The organism is Enterococcus sp. JNUCC 77, from assembly GCF_054819945.1.
Genome location: NZ_JBTHIG010000002.1, coordinates 325490 through 352242, shown reverse-complemented (window position 1 = coordinate 352242; position 26753 = coordinate 325490). Strand labels below are relative to the sequence as shown.

Sequence of the window (26753 nt, the reverse complement as noted above, 5' to 3'; positions counted from 1 at the left end):
TTATTGAGTGTTAAAAATGTATATTAGTTCGGTTATATCAGTTGGTTTAAAGTCAATAAATGATAAAAAAAAACTTAGAAGTACGTGAGATGATTCGTCAATAAGTCTCTCAAGCAAAGAATTTTCACCTTCGAGGTCGATTATCGAGGGCTAAATTAAGTCTTCCTGAAAAAATACTTTTAAAAAATGCTCAGTAACTTAAAAGATGAAAATTCAAAAAATGAAATGGTTAATTCTATTAGAGAGGTTGATTTTGTAAATCTTTCTAATGTTAAAAAATCAATTATAGAAAATACTGTACAAGTTATTCTTATAGGAAAGGAAGATTACTTTGGAAATTAATGATCTGATTCAGTCCCATCAAGAAACAAGAGATCAACAGCAACGTGCTATTTTTGCAAGTCTATTTATCATGGAGAATAGACTTCAGACTATTTTTGATAAAACTGATCCTAAAGTTACTTTAAAACAGTTTATGTTACTTGTGATGTTAAAATTTTCTAGCGAAGAAGAAAATACTCTCACTAACATGGGAAACTTGTTGGGATGCTCAAGACAGAATATAAAAAAATTAGCAGTTTCTTTAGAGAAATACGACCTTATAAAAATCCACTCAGATAGTGGTGATAAAAGGAAACTAAAATTATATTTAACAGTTGATGGATTAAAGTATTTTGAGGAGATTTTTTCTTTACATACTCAATCGTTAAATAAACTATTTCACAACTACTCAGATTCTGAATTGCAACTCTTTTTTAAAACCTTAATGAAGCTATACGGAGGGATAGAAAAATTAGAAAATGAATACGCTGAAAAAGGGTAGCATAGGGAATGAAAAGAGTAATGTCGCAGCTCTAGACCTTACCATAATTTTCGGAAGTGTTAGCTGAATGATTGGTTTGTTGTCATTCAATACAAATTGTTATTAGTGTGTTTTTTTAAATGGAGGTAAAATATGAAAAAAAATTTCGGTATGTTAAAAAAAATAATTATTGGGATTATCCTCGTATGCGTATTATGGATTTTATTTAGTAATGTGTCTAAAAAATATGAAGAAAGTAAATATGGTTATCCTGGACAGTTAGTAACTGTTAAAAATGAAAAGTTACATGTATACACGAAAGGAACTGGAACTAATACAATAGTACTATTACCTGGACTTGGAACTGCCTCTCCAGTACTTGATTTTGAACCTTTAATCGATGAATTATCTAAAAAAAATAAAGTTGTCGTAGTGGAGCCGCTAGGTTATGGGTGGAGTGATTTAACGGATAGAGAACGATCCGTAGAAAATATAACTTATGAAATACGAGAGGCTATAAAAAAGGTAGGTGTAGATGAACCATTTGTCTTAATGGCACATTCTTTATCAGGTATATATAGTATGTATTATGCAAATAAGTATCCCAGTGAAATTAAAGGAATTGTAGGAATTGACCCTTCATTACCACAAACTTTATCCTACTTTAAAGAAACTGCTCCTTCTGTTCCAAATTATATGGGTTATTTAGCACCATTAGGTATGACAAAACTAGCCGTGATGTTAGACGCTAAGGATTATTTACCTATTGCAAAAAAAGGCGTGTATTCTGAAAAAAATTTAATTGAGACTAAAGCTATAATTTCTTGGAAATTAAGTAATAAAACTGTTGTAAATGAGACAAATAGTATCCAATCAAATTCTGAAAAAACACGAAAACTGAACTTTCCAAATGAATTACCTATTTTAATATTTGCAAGGGAAAGAGCAGACGGTAATCAAAATATTCAGTTTTATGAAACTCAAATTGAGAATTGTGTGAAAGGTGAGGTAGTTCCTCTAAAAGGACATCATTACTTACATTGGACGAGATATAAAGAAATAACGGAGCAAACTAATTCTTTTTTTGAATAAACTTACTTTGTACAATTGTGATTTAAGGGAACTACCCTCAAAGTTTTTTAATTTTACGATTTGTGCCATTTAATTGAAAGAGACACAATCCGGTTGTGTCTCTTTCAGTTTTTATCAAACACTGAGTTCTATCTACAGTCAAACTTCTACATAATGTACAATGTAGTATTGAGTAATCCATCATGATACTGAATATCATGGAAACCCATTGTTGATGAGGACTGAATTCTTTTTTTATGATTTACTTCACTATATAATCTCATTAAAAAAATAAGAATGATTAATAGCAAATTGAAGTAAAAGTAATAAAGGGATTTCTACTTCAATTTTCTACTGAATTATCCCCCTGTAACTCTAAAACCAACTGGTAATGGATCTGTAGGATCAAGAACCAAGTTATTAAACCCCATAATATTAGCTGTGCCTGAAACTTCAGTTATTACTGCAGGATAATCACCCACGGTTGTTTCATATAGTACTTTTCCTTCCATTGGCGTATCTACAATTGAATTGTTGATTAAAGTCTGATCTTTTTTAAGATCTCCTTTTGCATAATGAATAGCTAGCCGTCCCCCTGTACCAGAGCCTGTTGGACTACGATCAATCTGACCTTCAGCAAAGATACAGACATTTTTAGTAAGGACGTTTTCCCCATCTTGTTTAACTGGTTCATAAAATATTGTGCCATACAACCAATCAATTCCAGGTTCTGTTGGATGAATAAATTTAGTTTTTGCCCAAACTTTTCTTTTAATTTCCATTCCTATTCGAACTAAATCATCAGCATTTTCAGGAGATACATCCATACCTAACTGTGTCACATCAACATAGACATAAAAAGCTCCACAATAAGCGATATCACCAATTATTTCTCCATAACCCTCCACATCACAAGTGACATTTTCTTGATAAACGAAGCAGGGAACATTTTGGAAACTAACTTTTGTCACTGCATCATCTTTAACTTCTGCAAAACAATCAATTCGACCCGCTGGTGCATCAATTTTTATATGATTTGAGCCTTCCTTGTAGTCAATCCAATTCATTTCAATCGCCGTTTTCGATAAAGAAATAACGGCGTGTCCACACATAGAACTCAATCCCTCATTGTGAGTGAAAAGTACCGCAAAATCACCGTCTTCAGTTACCGGGTCGCACAAAATACAGCCATACATGCCACTATGTCCTCGAGGTTCTAACATAATCATTTTTCGAATATCATCAAGATTTTCTAAGACATATTTTCGTTTTTCTAATATTGTATCTCCTGGGATTTTTGGAAAACCGGAAGTCACGATTCGTAGCGCCTCTCCTCCAGTGTGAGTATCTACACATTGAATATAGTTTTTAAAGTTCATCATGGACTATCTCTCCTAATTTAATTTGAATTTTTTTCATTCATTTTTTTAAAAATCGCCTGGGAAGCAAATAAATCTTGTGCCGCAATCCCCACCGTTTTAAAGAAAATGATTTCTTCTTGATTTTCTCGACCGACTAATTCACCTTTTATCACTGCACCAATATCTCCCGTAAAATCTTCTTTGGTAACGATTCCATTACTTAGTGGAATTAAAATATCACCTGCTTCTGAAAGAACAGCTTCCTCAGAATCAAAATAGATTTTATTTGCGCTCTTGACTAATTCAGCAGGAACTTCTTGTAATTGTGGTTGATAAGAACCGATACCAGAAATCAGTGCCCCCTGTTTGACTTTTTCAGCATTGAAGACGGGTTTGGTTGAAGGAGTAACTGTTACAATAATATCTGCGTCACTAATAGCTTGGTCAGAATTTTGAACAGCCCTGATATCAATCGTCGTATTCAATTCTTTTTTCATCGTTTCAACGAATTTTTTTGCTCGATCAAAATTTAAATCACTTACGCGAATTTCTTTTAGATCTGCTGCTACGGTCATCGCTTCTAGTTGCGTTGCTGCTTGCCCACCGGTGCCAATCAGTGCTCCGATTGTTGCTTCTTTTCGAGCTAAATATTTGATAGCTACACCAGTTGCCGCACCTGTTCGAAGCTGGGTAACATAATTTCCATCCAGTAATGCATTAAAGAGACCTGTTTTCGTATCCATTACTAAAATCTGTGCATTAATTGAAGATAAGCCGTTGTCAATGTTTCCGGGAAACATGTTTAGAACTTTCACACAAGACGCATCATAATCAGCACAGTATGCCGGCATACATAAAAATGTGCCTTCTTTTTCAGCGGTCTGAATCTGAGTTCTTAATGGTACTTCAACTTTACCTTCATAGAAGTACAGAAAGGCATCTTCAACCGCGGCAATACAATCCTTCATTGAAAAAAATTGTTTTATCTCTTCTTTTGTTAATATCTCCATAAAATTCCTCCTTTTTAACAACTAATTTACTAAGAAAGTAGTGGTATAATGATTTAAAAAGTGTGTCTGGTGTTTACGCACTTATCATAGCACCTAAAAAAAATTTTAAACAATCAAATTATTGAAGGGAACCTTCAATAATATTGATTACAGAGGGGTATATACTTTGGATACTGGAAATTGGAGGATTATTAGGAAAGTCATTGAGAAGGGGAATTTAACTGATGCTTCTATTGATTTAAACATTAGTGCATCAGGAATTAGCTATACTATCAAGAAAATAGAAGCTGAAATTGGATTTCCTTTATTTATCCGTCATCGAAGTGGCATGTCATTAACAACAAATGGGAAAGAATTATTACCTCAGATTGATAGTCTGCTTCAAGCGGAAGAACAATTTGATGATACACTTTTAAAGATTAATAAAATTGCAAATGGAAATCTTATAATCGGAACATACAAAAGCATATCAATCAATTGGCTACCTAAAATATTAAATAATTTCTTTGAAGAGTACCCCAAAGTAAACGTGAATATTAAACAAGGATCCAGTGAACGGATTGAAAAAAGTTTAAAAGCAAACTCAATTGACTTTGCTTTTACTTCCTACCGCAATCGTTCTGATTTTGAATGGATTGATTTAGTTCAAGATCCATTATTAGTTGTTTTGCCTTTAAATCATCCTTATAAGGACATGAAAGCAATCCCGCTAAAAGTGTTAAAAGAAAATAAATTTATTGGTTCTTCTATAAATTACGAATATGATATTAACCGAATTCTACGAGAGAACAATGTATCAAACCAGCATGTCAATGTATCCACTAACGATGAAGAATCAATTTTGGAAATGGTCAAACAAAACTTAGGTTTGGGGTTACTTTTTAAAAGCTATATCGACCATAAACATGTGACAGATTTACTAGTTAAACCAACCGAACCCTTAATTCACAGGAGATTAGGAATTGCTGTTCGTAAAAGCCAACTAGAATTACCAATTATACAAAATTTTATTCAATCTTCTAAAAAGGTAATTATTTAGAAAAACTAAAAAATAATTATGAAAATCGAAAAAAATAAAATTTTCTTCAAAGAAGTAAATGTATTGAATTTTAGTAATGTAGATAGCCTATCTGTGATTTATGTTTTAATTATTAACTAAGTGTCACCATAAAAGCTAAGTGTCCAAATACTGGCTATGGTATCAAAGCTAAAAAAAAGCCGAATCTAAGATAAGGTACGCATAAGGGATAAAAATCGCTAAGCGTAATAGTGTTTACAAAAGACGACTGAAATTAATTGGACCTGAATGCTAAAAATCTCGGCGGCGTGCAGTTTATAGAAATATTGTTGACGAATTAGAAAAGTTGCTAAAGAATACAGTATGATTCATTAAATTGTTTACAGAATCAAAGAAGACTACATTCCTAGTTAGTAAGAATGTAGTCTTCTTTGTTGCTTCTTTTTGGCATACAAAAACTCTCTATAAAGTAGATTTGAAATTTTTTCTCTATTCTTCTCTACTTTACTGAGAGCGTCTCGGAGTCAGTTTCTGTGCACTTGTTTAAGATTAAATAAATAACTAATATTAAAAAAAGTGATTGTTAACCTCCAGATTTTTATGATGTAAGGTTATATTATTTTTTAGCCACATAAAACAGTTAGAAAAGTGATTGTTGAGACATTCATCAAGGTGTGCCTAAAGCTTTAAGGAAAACTTAAAAAAATTTTTCCGCCTAGTTTTCTCTGGCTAAAATCGGTATATTTGAAAAACGTTATTAAAAAAGGAGGAGCAACTATGAAGGATGTTAACTGGAAGGGCTTATCTAAAAATGAGGTTGATAAGCAACAAGAACAGTATGGGAAAAACCGTTTAGAACAACAAAAGAAAGAACCATTCTATAAAAAAATACTCAATATTTTATTAGAGCCGATGTTCCTATTACTGGTCATTGCTGCTCTAATTTATTTTTTTTTAGGGGAACCAAAAGATGGTTTGATTATGCTGACTTTTGTGGTGGTTATTATTGCCATTGAAATTTATCAGGAGTGGAAAACGGGTAAGACACTAGCTGCTTTAAAGGACTTGTCTGCACCAAAAATCAATGTGATTCGTGGTGGCGAAACTATTGAAATACTAAGTGAAGAATTAGTTCCAGATGATCTCATGTTAATTGAAGAAGGTGTCAAAATTCCGGCAGATGGCTATGTTGTCAAAGCCAACGATTTACGAATCAATGAATCCTCTTTAACTGGAGAAGCTGAGGCGGTCTGGAAAAAAGTAGCGACTCAAAAAGAAAAACAAACAGAAGATTATTGGCGAGAGGATTATGTTTACAGTGGAACGCTAGTCACAACTGGTAGTGCCACAATTTTAGTTGACGAAACTGGCTCACAAACCGAATATGGGAAAATTGGGAAACACTTAGCCGTCGCTCCGTCTGAAAAATCGCCATTGGATAAACAAATTGATAAGTTAGTCAAAGTGTGTGCCATCATTGCGTTTGTCTTGTTATTCTTAGTTGCGATAGTGTCATTTTTCAACGATAGTGACTTGGCGTTTACGAATCGTATTATTCAAAGTATTCTCTCTGGTATCACGATTGCTATGGCTATGATTCCAGAAGAGTTTCCAGTAGTCTTAACAGTATTTTTATCTATGGGTGCTTGGCGCTTAGCTAAGAAACAATCCCTTATTCGTAAACTCCCAGCGGTTGAAACAATGGGTGCAGTATCCTTACTAGCGGTTGATAAAACAGGAACTATTACTGAAAATAAAATGAGTGTTCAAAAAATATGGACAGTTGCGAGTCAAGAGGAGAAGCGTTTGAATGAAATCATGGGGTTGGCTTGTGAAACAGACCCTTATGATCCCATGGAAAAAGCAATTCTAGACTATGATGCAGCACATGGCTGGCTAAAAGAAACCCTCTTTGAAAAAGATTTGATGACGGAATACCCCTTCACGGATGAACTAAAAATGATGGGTCATGTCTGGCAATATAATGAAAAGAAGATTGTGATTGCAGTTAAAGGTTCACCTGAGAGTGTTTTAGATATTTCTGATTTATCAGAATTAGAAAAGGCAGATATTCAAGCAACAATTGCTGATTATGGGAAAAAAGGGTTGCGGGTTTTAGGTGTAGCTGAACAACAAGTAACCAACTATTCTGAGGTTCCAGAAAATATGGAAGATCTTCACTTGACCTTCCTAGGACTTGTTGGTTTGGCCGATCCCCCACGCCAAGGAGTCCAAGAAGATATCCGCCTTTGTCAAACAGCAGGAATAAAAGTTGTCATGATTACAGGAGATAACGGAATTACGGCTAGTGCGATTGCTTCTCAGGTAGGGATTGAGAACGCAGAGAATTATTTAACAGGTGCAGAGATAGATCAATTAACTACCGAGGAATTAGCAAAAAAAGTAAAAGATGTAAATATCTTTTCTCGTGTCACACCAGAACATAAAATGAAAATTATTCAAGCTTTTAAGCAGAATGGCGAGGTCGTAGCTATGACGGGAGATGGTGTGAATGATGCGCCAGCACTTAAATATGCTGATATTGGCATTGCTATGGGAAAGAATGGTTCGGAGGTTTCCCGAGAAGCTGCAGATTTAATTTTAATGGATGATAATTTTTCAACTATAGTGAATACGGTTAAAGATGGTCGTAGAATTTACGACAATATAAAAAAAGCGATCGGCTATATTTTTGTTATTCATATTCCAATTGCATTGGCTGCATTAGTGGGTCCGTTACTAGGTATACCGCAAGTCGCACTATTACTATTGCCAACCCATGTCGTTTTATTAGAATTGGTGATTGATCCAACGTGTTCTGTTGTTTTGGAAAGACAACTAAGTGAACCTGATATTATGGATCGTCCGCCAAGAAGTACTGAAGACAGCCTTTTGTCAAAAGGCTTGTTGTTAAAAAGTTTGATTCAAGGACTCGTGATCTTTCTGGCAACCTTTAGCGTTTACTATTTTACTCTACAGCAAGATCCAAGTAATGATGAATTGGCTCGTACAATGGGGCTAGCCGTATTAGTAATTGCGAATATTTTCCTTGTTCAGGTGAATAGTTCAGATAGGTCTCTTGGTATCCAAACTTTCTTAAAATTAAGACATGATAAAGTCATTTGGGGAATTTTGGGAGGGACAGTGTCAATTTTACTCCTACTCGTCTATTCTCCAATGAATAGATTTTTAGATTTGGCACCTCTCTCAGGTAGCCAATTGTTTCTTTGTTTCATCTTAGGAATGGTTTCAGTTTGCTGGTATGATCTGGTTAAATTATTGCGGTTTCATCCACTATCAAAATCGGAAAAGCTTTCTGAATAACTGAAGGTAATCTACCAAAAGTACCAATCATAGAATTGTGGTTGGCACTTTTTATGAGTTCTAAAGCATGAGAGAAACACAGAAAGTTCATTTTACGATTTCTTTCAGTTCTTTAATGATGGTTTTAATCGATTCATTTGGAAGAAAATGAGGACGATTGTTATAATGCGTCTTCTCTAGAAGATTTCGCAGACGCATTATGGTACAAATTGCTCTTAGAAATGATATTGATAAAGTTGTTACTAGGAATTTCAAAGATTTTGAAGCTAGTGATATGATGGTCTACTCTCCAGATGAAATCATTGGGGAAAAATAAGTAAAATTTGATAAATTGATTTTTATTGATAGCCAAAAAGAAACTATTTCCTCGTACTATTAGTAGTAATCACTAATGAATCCATTTAACTTTCATATTAATATAATGAAAACTCCCAAAAGCCAGCTCTTTTACATAGAGTTGGCTATTTATTTTGCATAATCACTTTATCTCAAGTAGTAAAATATTCCTCATTTGAAACATACTGGACAACACCTTTTTTTTAATTAAAAATCTTATATTTATATCATTTATCTTTCCATCGACTTATGGGAATTTTCCCGGCAAATTGACACTTATACCAATAATAGAGACTGCTTCCCAACCCCTTGTCAAAGTATTGTTTTGCAATTGATTTGCCCATAAACTACAAATTGTAAACGATAACAAAAGAAATTTTTTATAAAAGGAGATCATTATTATGGGGTTAGTATTAGCAAGAATCGATCAACGTTTAATTCATGGAATTGTGGTGACGCAGTGGGCTGGTGCCACTAAAGCAAAGCGTTTGATGGTAGTAGATGATGAAGTTAGTAAAGATGAAGTGCAAAAAGCTGCTATGAGAATGAGTAAACCTGCAGGAACTGGGATGTCAATTATTGATACAGAAACAGCTATTACCAATTTTAACAGTGGTAAATATGATAATCATAATGTTTTCATGATTGTTCGAGAACCAGAAACTTTATTACGTTTGATTGAAGGCGGCGTAAAGATTCCTAAAGTTAATATCGGTATTATGTTTGATGGTGATGGGAAAAAAACCGTGAAGAAAATGGTTTCTGTTGATCAAAAAGAAATTGCTGATTTGAAAAAAATAGAAGCTGATGGTGTGCCGGTAACTTTTCATTTTGTTCCTGGAGATCCTGAAGAGAGCTTAGAAACATATATTAAATAGATGAGGAGAAAATCTTATGGAAACTATTCAAGGAATTTTGATTGTTGGATTATCAATCTGGATGGTGTGGGATCAACAAGGTTTAGTAATAACAACTTGGTTCCCAATAATGGTAGCACTTTTTGCAGGAATCATTATGGGGGATATGCAGACAGCAATGGTTATTGGTGGCACTTTTCAGTTAATGGCCTTAGGCGTGGCTAATATTGGCGGATCTTCTGTTCCCAACTGGGGATTAGCTGCTCTAGTCGGAATTTATGTAGCAATTCGAACGACAAATAATATTGAAGAAGCAAAGGCTGTTGCTTTAGCGGTGGGTGTTCCAGTAGGTATGTTGGGAATTCAATTAGACGTTTTAGCAAAAATATTAAATACTTACGTGACTCACGCGGCACAAAATGCGGCAAATAAAATGAACTTTAAAAAGATGAATCGTATTTTATGGTTGGGTCCAGTCATTTTTGGTTTGAGTACAGCTTTGCCAACTGCTTTATGTGTAATTTTCGGTGATCGTATCATCAATTTAATTTTGGATTTTGTTCCTAAATGGTTCACTGATGGCTTGTCAATTGCTGGAAGCATGTTACCAGTAGTCGGGATTGCCCTATTGTTACAGGTGATGCCAGTTAAAAAATATTTGACTATGTTGTTAATTGGTTTTGTATTGGCAGCTTACTTAAAACTACCAATTTTAGGTGTATCAATTATTGGTTTTGCATTGGCCTATTATTTCTTCATTACTGAAATGAAAAAAAGTAATACCTCAGAGTTAGCCACTGAAACAGGTGTTGTTGATGAAGGAGATGAATTTGATGAATAATCTGAATAAAAAATTGACGAAAAAAGATATCAATCGAGCAGCTTTTCGTTACATGTTTATGGCTTGTAATATTTTTAATTATGAGAACCAACAAGGACCGGCTGTCGTATATGGACTAGAAAAAGCTTTGCGTAAAATCCATCCTAACGACGAAGACTATGTAGCATCTTTGAATAATCAATTTAAGTATTTTAATACTACTACCTGGATGGCCAATTTATTATTAGGTGCAAGTTTGGCAATGGAAGAAAATGATGGTATTGATTCATTAGATGCAGTTCAAAACTTTAAAACTGGGATGATGGGACCGTTAGCTGGTGTAGGGGACACTTTGGTTTGGGTTTTATATCCAACTATTATGGGTTCAATTGCGGCTTATATGGGGCTTGAAGGGAATCCAACAGGAGCAGTTATCTGGTTGGTCTTAAATATCTTCTTTTTACTTTTCCGGTTTAAATTATTTTCAATTGGTTACACTTCCGGAATTAAACTAGTGACTGTTTTAGGTGCTAAAATTTCTGTATTTACTGAAGCAGCATCCATTATGGGCCTTACAGTAGTGGGAGCCTTAATCCCATCAGTTGTTAAAATAAATGTCGGTTTGGTTTTTAAATCAGGAAAAGTTAAGTTACCGATTCAGTCTCAAATTTTAGATAGTATTATGCCAGCTTTGTTACCAGCTTTATTGACTTTTGCAGTCTATAAATTAATCACTTCGAAAAAGATGAGTGTGATTCAAATAATTTTTTCCATAATTATTTTAGCCTTGATTCTTTCTTTCTTCGGTGTTTTGACGGTTTAAAATTTAGTATAAATTATTTTTTAAAAGGAGCGTTTTATGCGGAAAATTATTTTAGCTAGCCATCATAATCTGGCCATAGGGATGAAAGAAACTTTAGAATATATCATGCCTAATCTTGGAGATGTCACAACAATTGCTGCCTATACAACAAATACACCAGTTGATCAGGAAATTGATAACGCTTTGGCTGATCTTACAGATACAGATGAAGCAATTATTTTCACTGATCTTTTAGGAGGATCGGTCAATCAAAATTTTATTAGATATCTAAGTTTGCCGAATATTCATGTCATTACTGGAATGAATTTACCGGTAATTATGGCTTGTTTATTACCTCTGGGTGAAGAGGTAATTGATCCAGAGAACTTACGACAAGGAATTATAGAAGGACAAGAACAAATTATTTATGTAAATGATTTTTTAACAGAACAAACAATTGATGAGGAGGATGAATAATGGCTGTTGAATGGTGGAAGAGTAGTGTTGTGTATCAAGTGTATCCCCTGAGTTTTAAAGACAGCAATAATGATGGGATTGGAGATTTCCAAGGGATTATTGAAAAACTTCCCTATTTGGCTAATTTAGGAATTGATGTTATTTGGTTGAATCCGATTTTTGAATCCCCCTTAGTTGATAACGGATATGATATTTCGGATTACGAAAAAATATTGCCTCAATATGGCACGATGGCTGATTTTCAAGAGTTATTAAACAAAGCCCATGAATTCAATATAAAAATTATTTTGGATTTGGTAGTGAATCATACTAGCGATTTGCATCAGTGGTTTATTGAATCTCAAAAAGATCGTAAAAATGACTATGCTGATTACTATATTTGGAAAGATCCTAAACCCGATGGATCGGCACCAAATAATTGGGGATCAACTTTTGGTGGTCCAGCTTGGGAATATGTAGAAAGTCGTAATCAATACTATCTTCATTGTTTTGCTAAAGAACAGCCGGATTTAAATTGGGAAAGTGAAACTGTCAGACAAGAGATTTATCAAATGATGCGAAAATGGTTTGAGTTGGGAATTGATGGATTTCGGATGGATGTCATCAGCTTAATCAGTAAGGACCCTGCTTATCCAGATGCGTCTCAAACTTTAGCATATACAAAATCATACTATGCAGGCGCTTCTAACGGTCCTAGAGTTCACGAATTTTTGCAGGAAATGAATCACGAAGTTTTAAGCGATTTTGATGTTATGACAGTGGGGGAAACGCCGAATACAAACAGCACGCAAGCTCAACTATATACTTTTCCTGAAAGAAAAGAACTAGACATGGTTTTCCATTTTGATCATATGCATTTGGATTACGGAAAATATGGAAAGTTTTCAGATATTCGTTTTAAGTTAAGTGATTTGAAAAAAGTCTTAACCGAGTGGCAAAATAAATTAGCCAATGGTTGGAATTCATTATACTGGAGCAATCATGATCAACCACGAGCGGTGACTCGTTTTGGTGATGATGGTGTTTATCGAGAGACTTCGGCGAAAATGCTAGCAACTTTGCTTCATATGATGAAGGGAACACCATTTATTTTTCAAGGGGAAGAAATCGGAATGAAAAACGTTCCCTTTACTGAAATTGAGGAATATCAAGATATTGAGACTAAATATTTTTATCAAGAAATGCTGGCAGCTGGTGAATCTGAGGATTATATTAAACAGTCGGTTTATTTAAAATCACGGGATAACGCTCGTACACCCATGCCATGGAATGGTGAGTCTGACAGTGGTTTTTCAAGTGCAAAACCTTGGATTGACTATTCACCAGACAATCAGACGATCAATGTTCAAAAAGCTTTGCAGGATGAAAATTCTATTTTTTACTACTATAAGAAACTAATTGCTTTAAGAAAAGCATATCCGATTATTCAGTTGGGCGAGTATCAATTGATTAATGAGGAAGACTCAGCAGTCTATAGTTACTTGAGAAAATATCAAGGAGAAACTTTATTAGTGCTATGTTCTTTTAGTCCAGATACAGTTAACGTTGAGATTTCCAAAGATTTAGTAGAAAAAAGTGGTGAGAGATTAATCGGAAACTATCCAGAAAAAATCGAAACTCTTTCCCAAACAATGCCTCTACGTCCTTACGAAGCAGTCGTTTTTCTTTTAAAATAATCAGTTTTAAAGCTATCGGAGATTGTTTGATTTCTGATAGTTTTTTCTTTAGTATTAAGAAGACAGGAGGCTTTTTTGATGAATTTCGACCAACATATTAAAATTAATTTTGAAAAATTGTCTAAAAATGAACAAGAGATGATTTATTATATCCTCAATCATAAGGCTGAAGTAATCACACTCTCAATAAATGAATTAGGAAACAAGCTACTCTCTTCAAAAAGTTCTGTTTTGCGATTAGCAAAAAAAATAGGTTTTAGAGGGTTCTCAGAAATGAAATACTCGATCGAACAATCTTTACTTCAAACAACGATTGCACCGACTGATTTAGTAGCTACTCTACAAAAAGAAATTGATCAAACGTTCCAATATGCTAGCCAAACTAATTTTCAACCACTATTGGATAAAATTAAACAAGCCAATCAACTTTATCTGTACGCAACAGGTTTTACTCAAAATAATTATACAAAAGATTTTTCTAACGATCTTTTTCTATCGGGGAGACCTAATTATTTAATTTCTGGTGAGACTAATTTTGAAATGATTAGCCAAACACTTACGGCTGATGATTTAGTTATTGTTACTTCATTGAGTGGTAATACACCAGCTATTAAAAATGCTATAAAAAATCTGCAATTAATTAAGGTGCCGATTTGTTCAGTTACTTTTTTTGGGAAAAACTTTTTGAGTGATGCGGCAGATTATCAACTTTATTACGAAACCAGTGAACTACCCAGCCCCATGGTTACTGGAAGTTACTCTATGGTAGGATTAAATATTATTTTAACCATTTTAGCACGGAAATTTCGAGAATATATTTTGTTTGATGAATAGACGAAAACTAGAAATATTCTCGTAAATGTTGTTGGTACTACTAAAATTTAATTGCTTTTCTTTTTTCATATAAGTTGACCTGTGATTAAATACTTAGTTATTAACTATCTGGATGGTGACCTCCAATAACTATTGCCCTATAAATTCGTTTTCTTTCTAGAAAATTGAATAATATAGTATTTGGTAACAAAAGTGAATGCACAATATTATACTTACATCTAGGATCAGGTAATAAAAAATTCATGTCTCAATTTAACTGTTAATTGGCGCAATATTTAGGTCTATTTGACATAGAAGTAAACATTATTTTATAGAGCCTACTTTCATTAAAAAAGTAGGCTCTTTATTTTGCATAAATCACGTTCATTCTAGTGCTTTTTTTGATAACTATACTAGGTTGGTATTCTATAAGGTCTTTCTTAATGACTTTCTGTTTTCTTTAAACTGTTTTATTTCATTTTCTATGAAAACTTCCAGTTTAACTTTTTGTCTATTTTGGATAGAAGAATTTTGAAAATTTTTAAGCGGTTCAAAGAAAGGGCATAAAAATAAGATTCCACCAACTCTATTATTTGGTAGAATCATTCATTCTTATACTCATTGAATGGTCATCGTTGAATTGAATCAGATCCCACAAATTGCCATATAGATCTTTGAAGACGGCGACTATCCCATAATCTGCAGTTTTAGGTTCTCTGACAAACTCAATTTCTTTTGAAAGCATGTTGTGATAATCTCGATAAAAGTCATCAGTAGCCAAAAAAAGGAAGACTCTGCCGCCAGCTTGATTTCCGATAAAGTCCTTTTGAATTGGTTTTGAAGCTTTCGCTAACAAAATGGTGGTTCCATTTGAATTTTTAGGCGAGACCACAACCCACCTTTTATCTTGTTCAGGCTGATAAGTATCTTCTATTAGATCAAAATCGAGCTTTTGAGTAAAAAAGTTAATCGCCTCATCATAGTCATCAACTACTAAAGCAATATGAACAATACTTTGTTTCATTTTATTTCCCCCTTATTATTGGAAAGTGCATAAATGATACTAATATTAGTTAAACGGAAACTAGATGTACAGGCTGTATGTCATTAAAAAAATCAGCTAACCACTAAGTAAACTATCAGATTAAGAGTAAGTTTGTTTTACCCATTTTCATGCTCATCTTTATGGGAGTCACGGTCTGTAATCGCGATTAGCAAGAAGGGTGCAGCTAATATAAATAAAATTTTTCAATTGTAAAACCGAAAAGTAGAAAAGAAATGCCGATTAATAACCAAGTAGTATCAAGTTTGTTCAAATGAAAACACCTCCGTAAATCAAGTGTACCATGCTCCAATTTACAAAAGAAGGTATGTTGAAAATATGGCAATATTGTTTTTTTTATGTGTGGCATCATGAGAGCGTTAGCAGTCCTTCTTCACGGAACGATGGATGATAGTTTTTAACTCAATCCCTTACTTGACCTAAAAATTAATAGCGTTTTTTTTGTCAGATACTGATAACCTCCCTTACCATCTAAATACTCATGAACAATTTTCAGTTTCGGTTCGAAACTGTATTTAGCCAAAAAAATCGACCCCCAAAATGTTAGTTTTTTGGTCTAACTTTTGAGGGTCGGTACATTCAGACACTACATTTTTCCGAGTGTTAAATCACCCAGTTACGAGCGCTTACTTGTTCTTGATACATTTGGGCGTACCAGTCATTGTTTGCAAGGAGTTCAAAGTGTGTTCCTTTTTCTCGAATTTTACCCTCATTCAGTACAATAATTTGGTCGGCATTGATAATGGTGTTCAAACGATGGGCGATAACTACCACCGTTTTCTTTTCCATCAGTTTGTCTAAAGCTTGATTAATTTCTCGTTCATTATCGACGTCGAGACTAGATGTTGTTTCGTCTAAAAGAACAATAGGTGCGTCTTTTAAAATTGCTCGAGCAATCGAAATCCGTTGTTTCTCTCCTCCGGAAAGGGTAGAACCACCTTCGCCTACAATCGTGTCATAACGATTTTCTAGTTTCAAAATGAAATCATGACAATTTGCAGCCTGGCAAGCGGCAACAACTTCACTGTGATCAGCATTTGGTTTCGCGATTTTGATATTATTTAAAATGGTATCGTTAAATAGATAGACTTCTTGGAAAACACAGCTGATATGCTTAGTTAAAGCATCAGGTTTTACTGTAGTAAGATTCACGCCACCAATGGTTAGTTTGCCGCTCCGAACGTCCCAAAAGCGAGAAATCAAATGGATGATGGTAGATTTTCCAGAGCCGGAAGGTCCAATCAGTGCGGTTGTAGTTCCGTCGGGAATCTCACAGTAAATATTTTTCAGTACAGGTACACCATTCTCATAAGAAAAGGACACATCCTCTAATTGAATCGCATGATTTGCTCCATCCAAAGCATCTACTTGGTAGTTCAAAGGTTTGGCTGATAAAACTTCACGCAAATTGTCTGCAGATTTAGCAATGAATTTCATTTGTGGATAAAGCATACCGATGGCCATCAACTGACCAGAAATCGATATACTTAGTATCAGCACAGCGATAAAACTTTCTGGGCTACTAGCTTCATTAGTCAGTAAATAAGTGCCCCAAACAAGTGCCACGGGAATAATAAAGGAGACGATAGTCGAAAAAACCATAACATATGGTATTAACGACAGTTCGACTTTGATGGCTGATTTTTTTAAATCATTGAAGGATTGATCTAAACGCTGAAATTTTGCGCCACTCAATTGGTACAATTTAAAAGTTTTAATACCGTTAATGTATTCCACTACACGAGAAATGACATCGTTAATTTTTTCCCTGTGGGTTCCAGCAAGTTTATTTCCTTTTGCGCCACCGACAATCAGTAAAGGCAGGGCAACTAAAATCATTATCACAATAATCAGTGCAAAACGAACATCAATTACCACTGCTGCAATAATTCCGATCGTTACCATAAAAAACGCCTTAAAGAAATCAATGAAGTTGTGGGTTAAGACCTGCTCAAAATCGGCAATGTCGGTAGTGAAATTACTGGTAAGCTTGCCGATACTATTCTGATTGAAAAAGCCAGAATTTAAACCTCGAACGTGATCAGCCAACTGAATTCTTAACTTTGTGACAATGATTGATCCATTGATCTGCATAGAATTATAAGTAAACCGCGATAGAAAAAGACGAACCACAAAAACGATTGTTAAAAAGAAAACACACTGAATAAAAAAATCTCTAGTAAAACTCCTCTCCACTAATCGAACAATCCCTAAAATCATTACGCCATAAAAAAACATATTAAGAAAAGCATCTAAAATCGCCAATAGCAAAGGTTTGACTAACAATTTGGTTTGTTCTCCAATAATAAATTGGATATTCTTAATAATCTGAATCATCTTACCACCGCTCTTTCTGAGGTATACGCTGTCCACATATGAGCATACTTTCCAGCTTTGTCTAAAAGTTCTTGATGGGTTCCTTGTTCAATAATTCGACCGTCATCAAATACACAAATTTGATTCGCATTGATGATGGTATGCAAGCGATGAGCAATCATAATTGTGGTTTTATCTTTCAGCAATTCCCCGAGAGCCAGTTGGATTTTCCGTTCATTTTCAATATCAGTAAAGCTAGTGGCTTCATCTAATACCAAGACCGGAGAATTTTTTAAAATAGCTCGAGCAATACAAATCCGCTGTTTTTCACCGCCAGACATTTTTACCCCAGCTTCTCCAAAAATCGTGTCATAACCTTCTGGAAGGCCCATAATCATATCATGAATTTGTGCTGCTTTAGCTGCTGCAATGATTTCATCTTCCGTAGCATCGGTCTTTCCAACAGCGATATTCATTCGGATAGTGTCATGGAGCATAAAGGCATCCTGAAAAACAAAGCTAACATTTTCCATCAGTGATTTTTCAGAAAAATCTTTCAGCATTGTTTGATCCATCTTGATTGATCCGTTTTGATTGTCCCAAAAACGGGGAATCAATTGTGCAGTCGTTGATTTTCCAGAACCTGAAACGCCAACAAATGCCGTCAAACTATTTGCAGGAATATGCAACGAAAGATCCTTTAACACATTTTCTTTTTCATAAGCAAAAGTAACATTCGCAAAATCGAGCGCATTTAATTCCTGACTCATCGTTGAGACAGAGCCAAAGTGCTGATTTGGCACATTCATGATTTCTTTAATTTTTTCTGTCCCGGTCATTATTTGCATAATGGCAACAGAAAAATTAGACAAACTTTTTAGAGAAGTTAAAAAGACAATGCTCATCACCATGAAGAAAAGATAAACGGGTAAATCAATGGCATCATTTAAGTACATCCAGCCACCAATAGGGAAGCTGAAGTAAATACCTGATTCAATTAATACCATGAAAATTGCATAGTAAGGACCTTGGGCTTTTGTACATTCTGTCCACATCACGTGGTATTCCTCAACAGTATCGGAATACTGTTTGAAGCCTTTTGCAGTCACGTTAAAAGCTTTCATCACATTCATACCATTGATAAACTGCATGATAGAAGAATTTAATTTGCCTGTTAGCTGATGATAAAGGGGCATATAACTGCCACTGCTACGCATGCCCAACATAATCACAGCAGCCCCTAGAACGATTGGTAATAAGAGGGAGACGGACATTTGCCAGTTAACAGTACACATATAGATAAACATAATAATTGGTGCGGTGACGGCTTTTACAAGATCGGGTACTTGATGAGCCAACAAAGTTTCAATACGTTCTGTATCTTCAATAATCACTTTTTTGATTTTACCCGAAGTGTTGTTAGTGAAAAAACCTAAGTGAATATTTGCAATATGAGCGCTTAGACGACACCGAATCTCATAAAGTGTATTAAAAGCGCCGATATGAGAAAGGGCACCACTGATAATACTTGTTAAAAATTTAAAAACAATAGCAATTATTGCATATATCGCGTATTGCGTTGCCAATTCACCATTAGGATTTTCACCGAATAAAAAAAGCAATACTCGATAAAGCATAATGAATGGGACAAAGTCTAATAAGCCTGAAATGAGACTAAAGATTCCAGAAAACAGTAACAACCAGCGTGAACGACCAGCTAATTTAAATAAATAGCTAAGACTATTTTGAGATTTCAAAGTAACTCCTCCTTTTTCACAATTGAGAATGATTCTCAATATCATGTTACCCAATAAAAAAGAGAAATTCAATATTTATTTAATTTTTAATATTATTTTTATGGTAAAAGAAAAAATATTGATAGTTAGACTAAAATTAAAATGGTTCCTTAGTTTTTTAGACACTATATTATGATTATGAAGAGGACGTAGAAAAAGTATTAAAAAATGTACAGACAACCAATCTATCGCTTAAGCAACAAAAAATATCGACGTTACAAAAATACTCTTGGCTAAAATAAATTTCTCCACTTGACATTGACGTTGCGTAAACCCTTATTCTAAAAAAGAAGGGGGAATCATTATGGAAAAAAAGCAGGTTCAATTAATTGATTCATTATCGTTTTATGAAAAAGCAATCAATGGCCAAGCTGACGAGAATAGTTTTCGCTATGAAATTATGCAGCCAATGGAAAAGATGTGGCAATATCTAAATGCGCCACTTCTACCAAAAACACCAGGAGGCTATGATGTAGTCATGGCTTCGGAGATGATGGGGATGTGGACGCCTAGAAAAAGCGTTGATTTAATTGCCGACCAGATTTCTGAGTTAAAAGCGACAAAGATTTTTGAGGAGTATCAAGCAGTGATTGATACAGGAATTGCTAGGTTTGAAAATATTGGTTACGAGATTCCTTTGAAAGAATTTGTTCTCAATATACTTCTGGCTGATCCTGAGAATAAAATTGTGATGGCAAGTGAAGGTTATAGCGGTTTTGGAGGGATTCCTGGCTACATAATTTTAATTGTTTTTCCTAACGACTATAATCGTACACGCTTAAAATCAGCCTTAGCTCATGAATTCAATCATAATATCCGGTTTACTTATGCTCCTTTTAATCACGGAGATGTCAGCGTAGAAGAATATTTAGTTATTGAAGGCTTGGCAGAAGTTTTTGCCGAATCCTTATTTGGAATTGAACAGCGTGGTCCTTGGGTGCAAGATTACGATGAAGAGGAATTAGCTTACTCAATTGAAGTAATAAAGGACGGTCGTAAAGGACGTGGCTTTGAGGAAGTTGCCGCATATATGTATGGTGATGAAGTTGCACGAGAACAGGGTTATGCGCCAGTTGGACTTTCCAGAAATGCTGGATATACCATCGGCTATCATATTGTAAAAGAATATCTAAAAAATTCTGGAGCCAGCATTGAAGAAGCCACGCTGTCGCCCTCAGAAATAATCATCAGTGGCTCACATGTTTTTGATTGAAGAATGCGGATACCAATTTTTTGTAACAAAGATTTAATTCGTTGCATGAAAAATTAGAGCGATCATTTCATAATAATAATGAAATGAAGCTCTTTTTTTAATTTGGAAAAATAAATGATGATATACTTAAACAAATCAGGATCACTAAAGGTAGGCAAGCTCAGATGGATAAGAAAAAACTGGTAGATACGAGTATTGATTATATATTGGAACACTATAAGGAAAATATTTTGATTGAAGATATTGCCGATTATCTTTATCTTTCGAAATTTTATTTTTCTAGAATTTTTAAAGAAGTCACTGGGGAAAGTGTTTATTCTTTTATCAAAAGATTGAAAGTCGAACAAAGCGCAATCGATATCAAGCTGGAAAAGACACGGACACTTTCTGATATCGGTTTGGATTATGGTTACAGTGCAAATAATTACAGTACGGTTTTTAAAAATCTTTTCCAAGTATCGCCAACTGAGTTTAGAAAGACTGCTAATTCAAGCAGGGTTATCAATCCTTTTGATAACGAAAAAATAGAAGAGCTTAAATCATTTGAGAATTATCAAGCAGCTGTTCAAATAAAAAATCTGCCGGATTATCCAGTGATTTATCAACGAACTTTAGATAATTATTTGAATGTCAAACAGAATTGGTCCAATTTTATTGATCACAACAAAGCAAATATGACTTCGGCGACTATCATGATTGAAAAATTTTATACAGATCCATCTTCAACCACCCAGCAAAATAACCTGTGCGATCTTTGTTTAAGTGTGACAGAAAAAACAGAAGCAATGGCAACTGTATCAGGTGGAAAATATGCCGTATATTCTTTTGAAGGCTATATTCCAGATATTTTTAACGAGCTGCAGGGACTCTTTAGTATCTGGTTACCGCAAAGTAATTTTAATATGCGAGAACAATATGGTTTGAATATTTATCGTGAAGTCGATTGGCGAAAAGGTTATGTTAAATTAGATTGTTGTATCCCAGTAAAATAGAGCAAGAATTCAGAAGCCAACAGCACAAATTTCTTCTAAAATGAAGTGACTTAACCAAGTGACTAGTTTTAGAAGATTTTTTTATTGGAAAAGGGGGCTTTGGTATGAGAATGGTAGCGGTAGATCCACCTGTTTCAGCTCTTTCTTAAGTAAATTAAGAAAGGATTGTTGGTGATGAAAAATGTTCAATGGAAAGTAAATTGCTTGTCCATACCTACGATTATTCGCCACTGTAAAAAATGCCACAAAGATACTGAATTTATTTGTTCAGAGATGTTTCGTGTGAATGCGCAAAAGAAAAATCTAGATATTTGGTTAATCTATAATTGTGAACAATGTAAAACTAGCTGGAATGCGACGATCTTTTCTCGAGTAAATTCAAATAAAATAGATCTAAAAATGCTGAATAAATTTTTAGATAATGATCCAGAGCTAGTAAAAAAATATAGTTTGGATAAAACTACTTTGAAAAAGAATGGGGTTTATATTAAGGAACTTGATTATGAAATCATTGGGGAAAAGTTCCTTTCATCTGAGTCTGTTAAATTAGAAATTTATAGTGATTATCCCGTGGATATTAAGCTTTCAACTCTGTTAAAAAGAAAACTTGAATTGTCTAATGGAGAATTTAAACGTCTTTTTTTTAATTGTCAATTTGAGAAACTTAATAGTCGGGAAGCTAGAAAAAAATTAAATGATCATTTAATTGTGTTTTTTAATGCCAAAGAAATAGTTACCCACAATAACTAAAAGAACTTGCCACCTAAGAATCAATGATTGATTTTTGGGGGACAAGTTCTTTTTATAGCTAATTTTTTTAACGACTACTATTAACTTTTTGGAAGTAAGAGGTTTGATTAAAATATTATTCTAAGCTTTTTAAATTTTGAATATCAATCTGATCGATTTCTCGTAGCTCATAGCCGCTGTGAAAAAGTAATTGTGCCTTTTGAGAAATACAAGGAATTTGACGATCTTGGTAGCGGACAGTCGTGAAAAAATCTGCTTCAAATTGATAAAAACCACCCTCTAAATCAGCCTGCTTGGCAGAACCATCAGCATCAAAAATAAAAGGATGAATATCTAAATAACCATAAGTTTCGTGCCACAATTCTATTCTCACCGGCAACCAATCTGTGACGGTTTCATAGCCAATATCATGAAGTTTTTTTAGTAAATCATCTGTAAAATCAGCATCGAAATCAAGGTCAATATCTCGATGCTGACGATTTTGTTTGCCCGTTAAAACATCGACACCCCAGCCACCATCGAGATAATATTTGATACCTGTTTCATCCATAATATAAAGAATTTTAAATAAATCTGTTTCAGTAGTATGTTCTTTTTTCATCTCTATTTGCTCCTTGTTTGTTAAAATTGAAGTTTGGATCAGTCAGTCATATAGTTTTTTTACATCTACTAGGGTCATTTAAAGATACTTCTTATTCATTTAGGTTTTTCCGGGTATCTTCTAGCCAATTTTCAATAGCTTCTGCTAAAATCACTTGCTGATTCAAAACGGCTTTCCCTGTTTGTGATATTTCTGGGAGGCTAGCTTTCATATTTTGATTTTCTTCTAAAGAGGTTTTAAGCATTTTCAGATTTTTTTCGATATTATCCAGACAAACCTTTTGTTCCTGAGCTGAAAGGGAATCAAGATTGACAATGACCGCATTTAAATCTAAAAAAATTCTAATCGGTTGAAGTGAAGTCAATACCATCAAATTTTTAAATTCTTTTTCTCCCTCTGCTGTTAAAGAATAAACAGCTTTTTCTGGCATTTTACCTTCTTTCACCAAAGTTTTTTTTATCAGTCCTTTATCTTCTAATGTAATTACTTTTTTATATATAGAAGGGGTGCTAATTTTTACCCATTTAGAAATATTGCGGTATTCAACCAGTTTTTGGATATCATATGCGCTAAGTGGTTCTGTTTTCAATATCCCTAAAACAATTAAATCGATTGTAGCCATAAAAATCCTCCTTGACAATTTACTATAAATTATAGTATTGTAACTTCTCGAAGTAAAGTACTATAAATTATAGTATTTTCTTTAATGGAAGATTTGGAGGGATTAATATGACAGAAAAAGTACAGGAAATCAATATGGGAACGGATCCAATTAAGCCCCTTTTATTTAAGATGGGTTTGCCAATAATGTTAGGAATGTTATTTACGGCTTTAGATAATATTGGGGATGCTTTTTTTATCAGCAAACTTGGGGTCAGCCAACTTTCAGCAATTCTGATCTGTGCACCGATTGGACAAGCCGTTGTTGCTTTAGGTCTTTTATTTGGAAATGGCGCGGGAGCGTATATTCCACGCTTATTAGGAGCAAAAAAAATGGAAGAAGCAAACAAAGTTGCCTCAACCGCCATTTATGGTAGCTTGTTTTTAGGAATTCTAGCAATACTCTTAATTATGTTTAACTTAGAAAGTCTCTTAAGATTTTTAGGTGGAACCAAAGAAAATTTGAACTTTGCTTTGGATTACGCCAAAATTTATGTTCCTTCTTTGATTCTAAATATTTATATCGTTACGATGAATAGCCTTAATTCTAGCGAAGGCAAAGCTAAATTAGTGCTAATCGTAAATTCTTTAACTGCCGTTTTAAATTTTATCCTGAACCCACTTTTTATTTATACTTTTCAGATGGGGATTGCAGGTGCTGCCTTTGCGACAGTCGTTGCTCAAAGTATGGCTATTTTAGTATTAGTTCTCAATATTCTAATGAAGAATAGTGTGTTCAATTTCAAATTTTCAGAGATTGATCTAGGGAAAAATATTCTTCTGCCAGTATTTAAGGTGGGTATTTCGACGTTGGCCTTTCAAGTTTTAACAAGCATTTCTATTACCTTAACCAATATACAAGCTAGAGAATACGGGGATTCTTTTATTGCTGGAATGGGCTCAGTGACTAGAATTGTGTCCTTGAGCACATTAATGGTCTTTGGATTTATCAAAGGTTTTCAAGCTGTTGCGGGTTTTAATTTTGGCGCAAAAAAATATGATCGTCTCGCTGAAGCGATTAAAGTGTCGATTATCTGGTCAACCGCTTTTTGTGTCATTTTCGGAATAACGATGATGATGTTTCCAACTCAAATTATTTCAATATTTTCAACTGGAAGTACCGAAATGGTTCGTATCGGAGCCAAAGCATTAAGAATTATTGGACTTTCATTTATGTTGTTTGGCTTTCATACCGTGTATTCGTCACTTTTCTTGGCATTAGGAAGAGTCAAGGAAGGTTTTTTTCTCGGAATTTGTCGCCAAGGTATCTGCTTTATTCCAGTTATTTTAATGTTGCCACAAGTATTGGGAACAAAAGGAATCATTTATTCCCAACCAATTGCAGATATCCTGACTGCTGTGATTACGTTATTCATGGCAATTGTCTTACAAAAGCAATTAAATAATTTGCGTCTTCCATCAATAAGTATGGAAAAAATCAGTCGATAATTATTGAAAAAAATAGAAATAGAATCAATGCACTAAAACACATCGGTTCCCAGCCAGCTTAAAAACAAAGACGTGATCCATTCGGAATCTTTCCTTCGATTATCAAATGGGACATAGCCTTGATATGAATAAATATAGTCAATTTTCCAACCACCGGTAGAAGTTTGCTTGTCCTTTAATAAATCTAATACCGGAAGTATCTCAGGCCTATTTAAACTATTCGTTTTTCCAATAATATAAACAATGTCCGTCAACGAAAGCACATAACTTTGGGGAAACATGATATCGGTGATGTGTGGACTAATGGGTTTTTGATTGCTCAGTCTTTGAAACATGTGATGTTGCATCATATAGTCCAAACCTATTTGGATTAATTGATTTACTTCAGTGTCTTCATTTTGGGAAAAATCTCGATAAGTAATTAATGCCCGCACCGTTTTACCAATCCCGATAAAACAAGGAACATTTTTCATACAGCCACCATGTTTACAAATACCTTCATACGGCCAAGTTGTTTTTGTCACACGATCAAAAACTTGATATTGTTTTATCCAATTGAGTGCCGCTTGAGCTTCATCAGTATGGCCAAGACCTAAACGGCAGTAAGCTTCAAAGATCAATGCGTTGTAGCAGGGGACAATTTCAGCTGCAATACCTGTATATGAAAATCCTTCTTCGGTAGCAATATGTTTATTAATATAAGAAACTAGGTTCTGAGTATAAGGTAGGTCAATTGTATTGGGAATTTCCGCTAACCCAATTAGATTCCAAATGTGAGTTAACAAATTTTTGTGTTCAACATGAGTTAACTTTTTGATTAATTTTGAATCACCAAGCAAGTTAAGTGTTTCTGTTTTATCCACTTCTTGTAATGATTTACTTTCTTGCATCAATCTTAGTTTTAGTGGGTTTTCCAATATCAACACCTGCTTTCGATTTAAGTATATCAAACTCAAAATAATATAGAAATCTACTAATAGCAAAGAAAAGCAGAGATCTTCAACGGGATAATGATATTAATATTGCAAAAGAAATAATTGCGACATTTTTATAGTCAATTAGAAGATATCTTTCTTTAATAACTGGCAGGTTTATTATGTTTAAAAAGTTATTGTCTGAATTTTTGTCTATTATCAAGATTTAAGAATCAATTAATGACTATTTGATTTTTGAGAATCAGTATGAATCCTTCTATTTTGGATAAATTATAAAAATTTTAAGAAACAATAATTTCAACAGACAGAATGAAAATAATTCGTTATTACGGATAAATATTATATATAATTACTACTTATTCAACTTATTTATTGAATTATACATATAATTATCTGTTTTTAATACAGATAATATGTATCTGGAGAATTGTATTAAACAAAAAAAAATAATACTAAAATTCGATATTTAATAAGCGTGTAATCTGTAAATGATCATAGAAAAAGAGCGCTTTTTTTATTTAATAAAAAAAAGATTTATATCAGTAAAAGAGTTATCAATTCGTTCAGAATAGTCATTTTTAAAGCAATATCAGCGAACCTTTATTCTATTA

Annotated in this window: 22 protein-coding genes; 14 read left to right on the top strand and 8 right to left on the bottom strand. The window is 33.9% G+C overall.

The window, feature by feature from the left end:
• Positions 1 to 331: 331 nt before the first annotated feature.
• Both ACVWNY_RS14660 and ACVWNY_RS14655 read left to right on the top strand, forming a co-directional pair.
• Complete coding sequence (locus ACVWNY_RS14660; protein ID WP_218327328.1) at positions 332 to 823, top strand: MarR family winged helix-turn-helix transcriptional regulator; 492 nt, start codon at positions 332 to 334, stop codon at positions 821 to 823.
• Between the two features lie 132 nt (positions 824 to 955).
• Positions 956 to 1894, top strand: a complete 939-nt coding sequence (locus tag ACVWNY_RS14655) for an alpha/beta fold hydrolase (protein ID WP_454072278.1) — start codon at positions 956 to 958, stop codon at positions 1892 to 1894.
• A gap of 338 nt (positions 1895 to 2232) precedes the next feature.
• Here the strand turns inward: ACVWNY_RS14655 and ACVWNY_RS14650 are convergent, their stop codons facing one another.
• Both ACVWNY_RS14650 and ACVWNY_RS14645 read right to left on the bottom strand, forming a co-directional pair.
• The gene (locus ACVWNY_RS14650; RefSeq protein WP_454072277.1) at positions 2233 to 3255 is read right to left on the bottom strand and encodes a proline racemase family protein; all 1023 of its coding nucleotides are present in this window, start codon (positions 3253 to 3255) and stop codon (positions 2233 to 2235) included.
• A 17-nt stretch (positions 3256 to 3272) separates the two neighbouring features.
• On the bottom strand, positions 3273 to 4244 hold the full coding sequence (locus ACVWNY_RS14645; protein ID WP_454072276.1) for an ornithine cyclodeaminase family protein: 972 nt from the start codon (positions 4242 to 4244) through the stop codon (positions 3273 to 3275).
• Positions 4245 to 4410: 166 nt separating this feature from the next.
• Here ACVWNY_RS14645 and ACVWNY_RS14640 point away from each other — a divergent pair, with 166 nt between their 5' ends.
• The 8 genes from ACVWNY_RS14640 (at position 4411) to ACVWNY_RS14605 (ending at position 14388) form a co-directional block, all read left to right on the top strand.
• Entirely contained in the window at positions 4411 to 5283 is an 873-nt protein-coding gene (locus tag ACVWNY_RS14640) for a LysR family transcriptional regulator (protein ID WP_454072275.1), read from the top strand.
• 756 nt (positions 5284 to 6039) lie between these two features.
• Entirely contained in the window at positions 6040 to 8586 is a 2547-nt protein-coding gene (locus ACVWNY_RS14635) for a cation-translocating P-type ATPase (protein WP_454072274.1), read from the top strand.
• Positions 8587 to 9323: 737 nt separating this feature from the next.
• Positions 9324 to 9800 carry a PTS sugar transporter subunit IIB gene (locus ACVWNY_RS14630; RefSeq protein WP_218327324.1) on the top strand — a complete coding sequence of 159 codons (477 nt, stop codon included), beginning with the start codon at positions 9324 to 9326 and terminating at the stop codon, positions 9798 to 9800.
• A 16-nt stretch (positions 9801 to 9816) separates the two neighbouring features.
• A complete protein-coding gene (locus tag ACVWNY_RS14625) occupies positions 9817 to 10620 on the top strand; it encodes a PTS mannose/fructose/sorbose/N-acetylgalactosamine transporter subunit IIC (RefSeq protein WP_454072273.1) in 804 nt (267 codons plus the stop codon).
• Complete coding sequence (locus tag ACVWNY_RS14620) at positions 10613 to 11422, top strand: PTS system mannose/fructose/sorbose family transporter subunit IID (protein WP_454072272.1); 810 nt, start codon at positions 10613 to 10615, stop codon at positions 11420 to 11422. Before ACVWNY_RS14625 ends, ACVWNY_RS14620 begins: the two co-directional genes overlap by 8 nt.
• Positions 11423 to 11458: 36 nt before the next feature.
• Entirely contained in the window at positions 11459 to 11878 is a 420-nt protein-coding gene (locus ACVWNY_RS14615; protein WP_454072271.1) for a PTS sugar transporter subunit IIA, read from the top strand.
• A complete protein-coding gene (locus ACVWNY_RS14610) occupies positions 11878 to 13554 on the top strand; it encodes a glycoside hydrolase family 13 protein (RefSeq protein ID WP_454072270.1) in 1677 nt (558 codons plus the stop codon). Before ACVWNY_RS14615 ends, ACVWNY_RS14610 begins: the two co-directional genes overlap by 1 nt.
• Positions 13555 to 13632: 78 nt before the next feature.
• Positions 13633 to 14388, top strand: coding sequence for a MurR/RpiR family transcriptional regulator (locus tag ACVWNY_RS14605; protein ID WP_454072269.1), 756 nt, complete (start codon positions 13633 to 13635; stop codon positions 14386 to 14388).
• 568 nt (positions 14389 to 14956) lie between these two features.
• Here the strand turns inward: ACVWNY_RS14605 and ACVWNY_RS14600 are convergent.
• From ACVWNY_RS14600 to ACVWNY_RS14590, 3 genes are all read right to left on the bottom strand, one after another.
• Entirely contained in the window at positions 14957 to 15391 is a 435-nt protein-coding gene (locus ACVWNY_RS14600; protein WP_454072268.1) for a VOC family protein, read from the bottom strand.
• Positions 15392 to 16033: 642 nt separating this feature from the next.
• The gene (locus ACVWNY_RS14595) at positions 16034 to 17767 is read right to left on the bottom strand and encodes an ABC transporter ATP-binding protein (RefSeq protein WP_454072267.1); all 1734 of its coding nucleotides are present in this window, start codon (positions 17765 to 17767) and stop codon (positions 16034 to 16036) included.
• Complete coding sequence (locus tag ACVWNY_RS14590) at positions 17764 to 19503, bottom strand: ABC transporter ATP-binding protein (RefSeq protein ID WP_454072266.1); 1740 nt, start codon at positions 19501 to 19503, stop codon at positions 17764 to 17766. Before ACVWNY_RS14590 ends, ACVWNY_RS14595 begins: the two co-directional genes overlap by 4 nt.
• Positions 19504 to 19846: 343 nt before the next feature.
• Between ACVWNY_RS14590 and ACVWNY_RS14585 the strand changes: the two genes are divergently transcribed.
• The 3 genes from ACVWNY_RS14585 (at position 19847) to ACVWNY_RS14575 (ending at position 22497) form a co-directional block, all read left to right on the top strand.
• Positions 19847 to 20755, top strand: a complete 909-nt coding sequence (locus ACVWNY_RS14585; RefSeq protein ID WP_454072265.1) for a DUF2268 domain-containing putative Zn-dependent protease — start codon at positions 19847 to 19849, stop codon at positions 20753 to 20755.
• A 164-nt stretch (positions 20756 to 20919) separates the two neighbouring features.
• Positions 20920 to 21747: an AraC family transcriptional regulator gene (locus tag ACVWNY_RS14580; RefSeq protein WP_454072264.1), complete on the top strand. Its 828-nt coding sequence runs from the start codon at positions 20920 to 20922 to the stop codon at positions 21745 to 21747.
• 174 nt (positions 21748 to 21921) lie between these two features.
• Positions 21922 to 22497 (top strand): DUF1062 domain-containing protein, encoded by a 576-nt coding sequence (locus ACVWNY_RS14575; RefSeq protein ID WP_454072263.1) that lies wholly within the window; start codon positions 21922 to 21924, stop codon positions 22495 to 22497.
• A 115-nt stretch (positions 22498 to 22612) separates the two neighbouring features.
• Here ACVWNY_RS14575 and ACVWNY_RS14570 read toward each other — a convergent pair whose 3' ends face one another.
• Positions 22613 to 23098, bottom strand: a complete 486-nt coding sequence (locus ACVWNY_RS14570) for a nucleotidyltransferase domain-containing protein (RefSeq protein WP_454072262.1) — start codon at positions 23096 to 23098, stop codon at positions 22613 to 22615.
• Positions 23099 to 23189: 91 nt separating this feature from the next.
• Positions 23190 to 23720, bottom strand: coding sequence for a PadR family transcriptional regulator (locus tag ACVWNY_RS14565; protein ID WP_454072261.1), 531 nt, complete (start codon positions 23718 to 23720; stop codon positions 23190 to 23192).
• Between the two features lie 107 nt (positions 23721 to 23827).
• On the opposite strand from ACVWNY_RS14565, the gene ACVWNY_RS14560 reads away from it, so the two are divergent.
• Positions 23828 to 25207 (top strand): MATE family efflux transporter, encoded by a 1380-nt coding sequence (locus tag ACVWNY_RS14560; protein ID WP_454072260.1) that lies wholly within the window; start codon positions 23828 to 23830, stop codon positions 25205 to 25207.
• 32 nt (positions 25208 to 25239) lie between these two features.
• Here ACVWNY_RS14560 and ACVWNY_RS14555 read toward each other — a convergent pair whose 3' ends face one another.
• On the bottom strand, positions 25240 to 26124 hold the full coding sequence (locus tag ACVWNY_RS14555) for a hypothetical protein (protein ID WP_461211744.1): 885 nt from the start codon (positions 26122 to 26124) through the stop codon (positions 25240 to 25242).
• Positions 26125 to 26753 lie beyond the last annotated feature (629 nt).

Excerpts from the sequence above, each read along its gene's own strand:
- ACVWNY_RS14655 (WP_454072278.1), top strand. The coding sequence starts at position 956 with ATGAAAAAAAATTTCGGTATGTTAAAAAAAATAATTATTGGGATTATC.
- ACVWNY_RS14650 (WP_454072277.1), bottom strand. The coding sequence starts at position 3,255 with ATGATGAACTTTAAAAACTATATTCAATGTGTAGATACTCACACTGGA.
- ACVWNY_RS14645 (WP_454072276.1), bottom strand. The coding sequence starts at position 4,244 with ATGGAGATATTAACAAAAGAAGAGATAAAACAATTTTTTTCAATGAAG.
- ACVWNY_RS14635 (WP_454072274.1), top strand. The coding sequence starts at position 6,040 with ATGAAGGATGTTAACTGGAAGGGCTTATCTAAAAATGAGGTTGATAAG.
- ACVWNY_RS14630 (WP_218327324.1), top strand. The coding sequence starts at position 9,324 with ATGGGGTTAGTATTAGCAAGAATCGATCAACGTTTAATTCATGGAATT.
- ACVWNY_RS14625 (WP_454072273.1), top strand. The coding sequence starts at position 9,817 with ATGGAAACTATTCAAGGAATTTTGATTGTTGGATTATCAATCTGGATG.
- ACVWNY_RS14620 (WP_454072272.1), top strand. The coding sequence starts at position 10,613 with ATGAATAATCTGAATAAAAAATTGACGAAAAAAGATATCAATCGAGCA.
- ACVWNY_RS14615 (WP_454072271.1), top strand. The coding sequence starts at position 11,459 with ATGCGGAAAATTATTTTAGCTAGCCATCATAATCTGGCCATAGGGATG.
- ACVWNY_RS14610 (WP_454072270.1), top strand. The coding sequence starts at position 11,878 with ATGGCTGTTGAATGGTGGAAGAGTAGTGTTGTGTATCAAGTGTATCCC.
- ACVWNY_RS14605 (WP_454072269.1), top strand. The coding sequence starts at position 13,633 with ATGAATTTCGACCAACATATTAAAATTAATTTTGAAAAATTGTCTAAA.
- ACVWNY_RS14600 (WP_454072268.1), bottom strand. The coding sequence starts at position 15,391 with ATGAAACAAAGTATTGTTCATATTGCTTTAGTAGTTGATGACTATGAT.
- ACVWNY_RS14595 (WP_454072267.1), bottom strand. The coding sequence starts at position 17,767 with ATGATTCAGATTATTAAGAATATCCAATTTATTATTGGAGAACAAACC.
- ACVWNY_RS14585 (WP_454072265.1), top strand. The coding sequence starts at position 19,847 with ATGGAAAAAAAGCAGGTTCAATTAATTGATTCATTATCGTTTTATGAA.
- ACVWNY_RS14580 (WP_454072264.1), top strand. The coding sequence starts at position 20,920 with ATGGATAAGAAAAAACTGGTAGATACGAGTATTGATTATATATTGGAA.
- ACVWNY_RS14575 (WP_454072263.1), top strand. The coding sequence starts at position 21,922 with ATGAAAAATGTTCAATGGAAAGTAAATTGCTTGTCCATACCTACGATT.
- ACVWNY_RS14570 (WP_454072262.1), bottom strand. The coding sequence starts at position 23,098 with ATGAAAAAAGAACATACTACTGAAACAGATTTATTTAAAATTCTTTAT.
- ACVWNY_RS14565 (WP_454072261.1), bottom strand. The coding sequence starts at position 23,720 with ATGGCTACAATCGATTTAATTGTTTTAGGGATATTGAAAACAGAACCA.
- ACVWNY_RS14560 (WP_454072260.1), top strand. The coding sequence starts at position 23,828 with ATGACAGAAAAAGTACAGGAAATCAATATGGGAACGGATCCAATTAAG.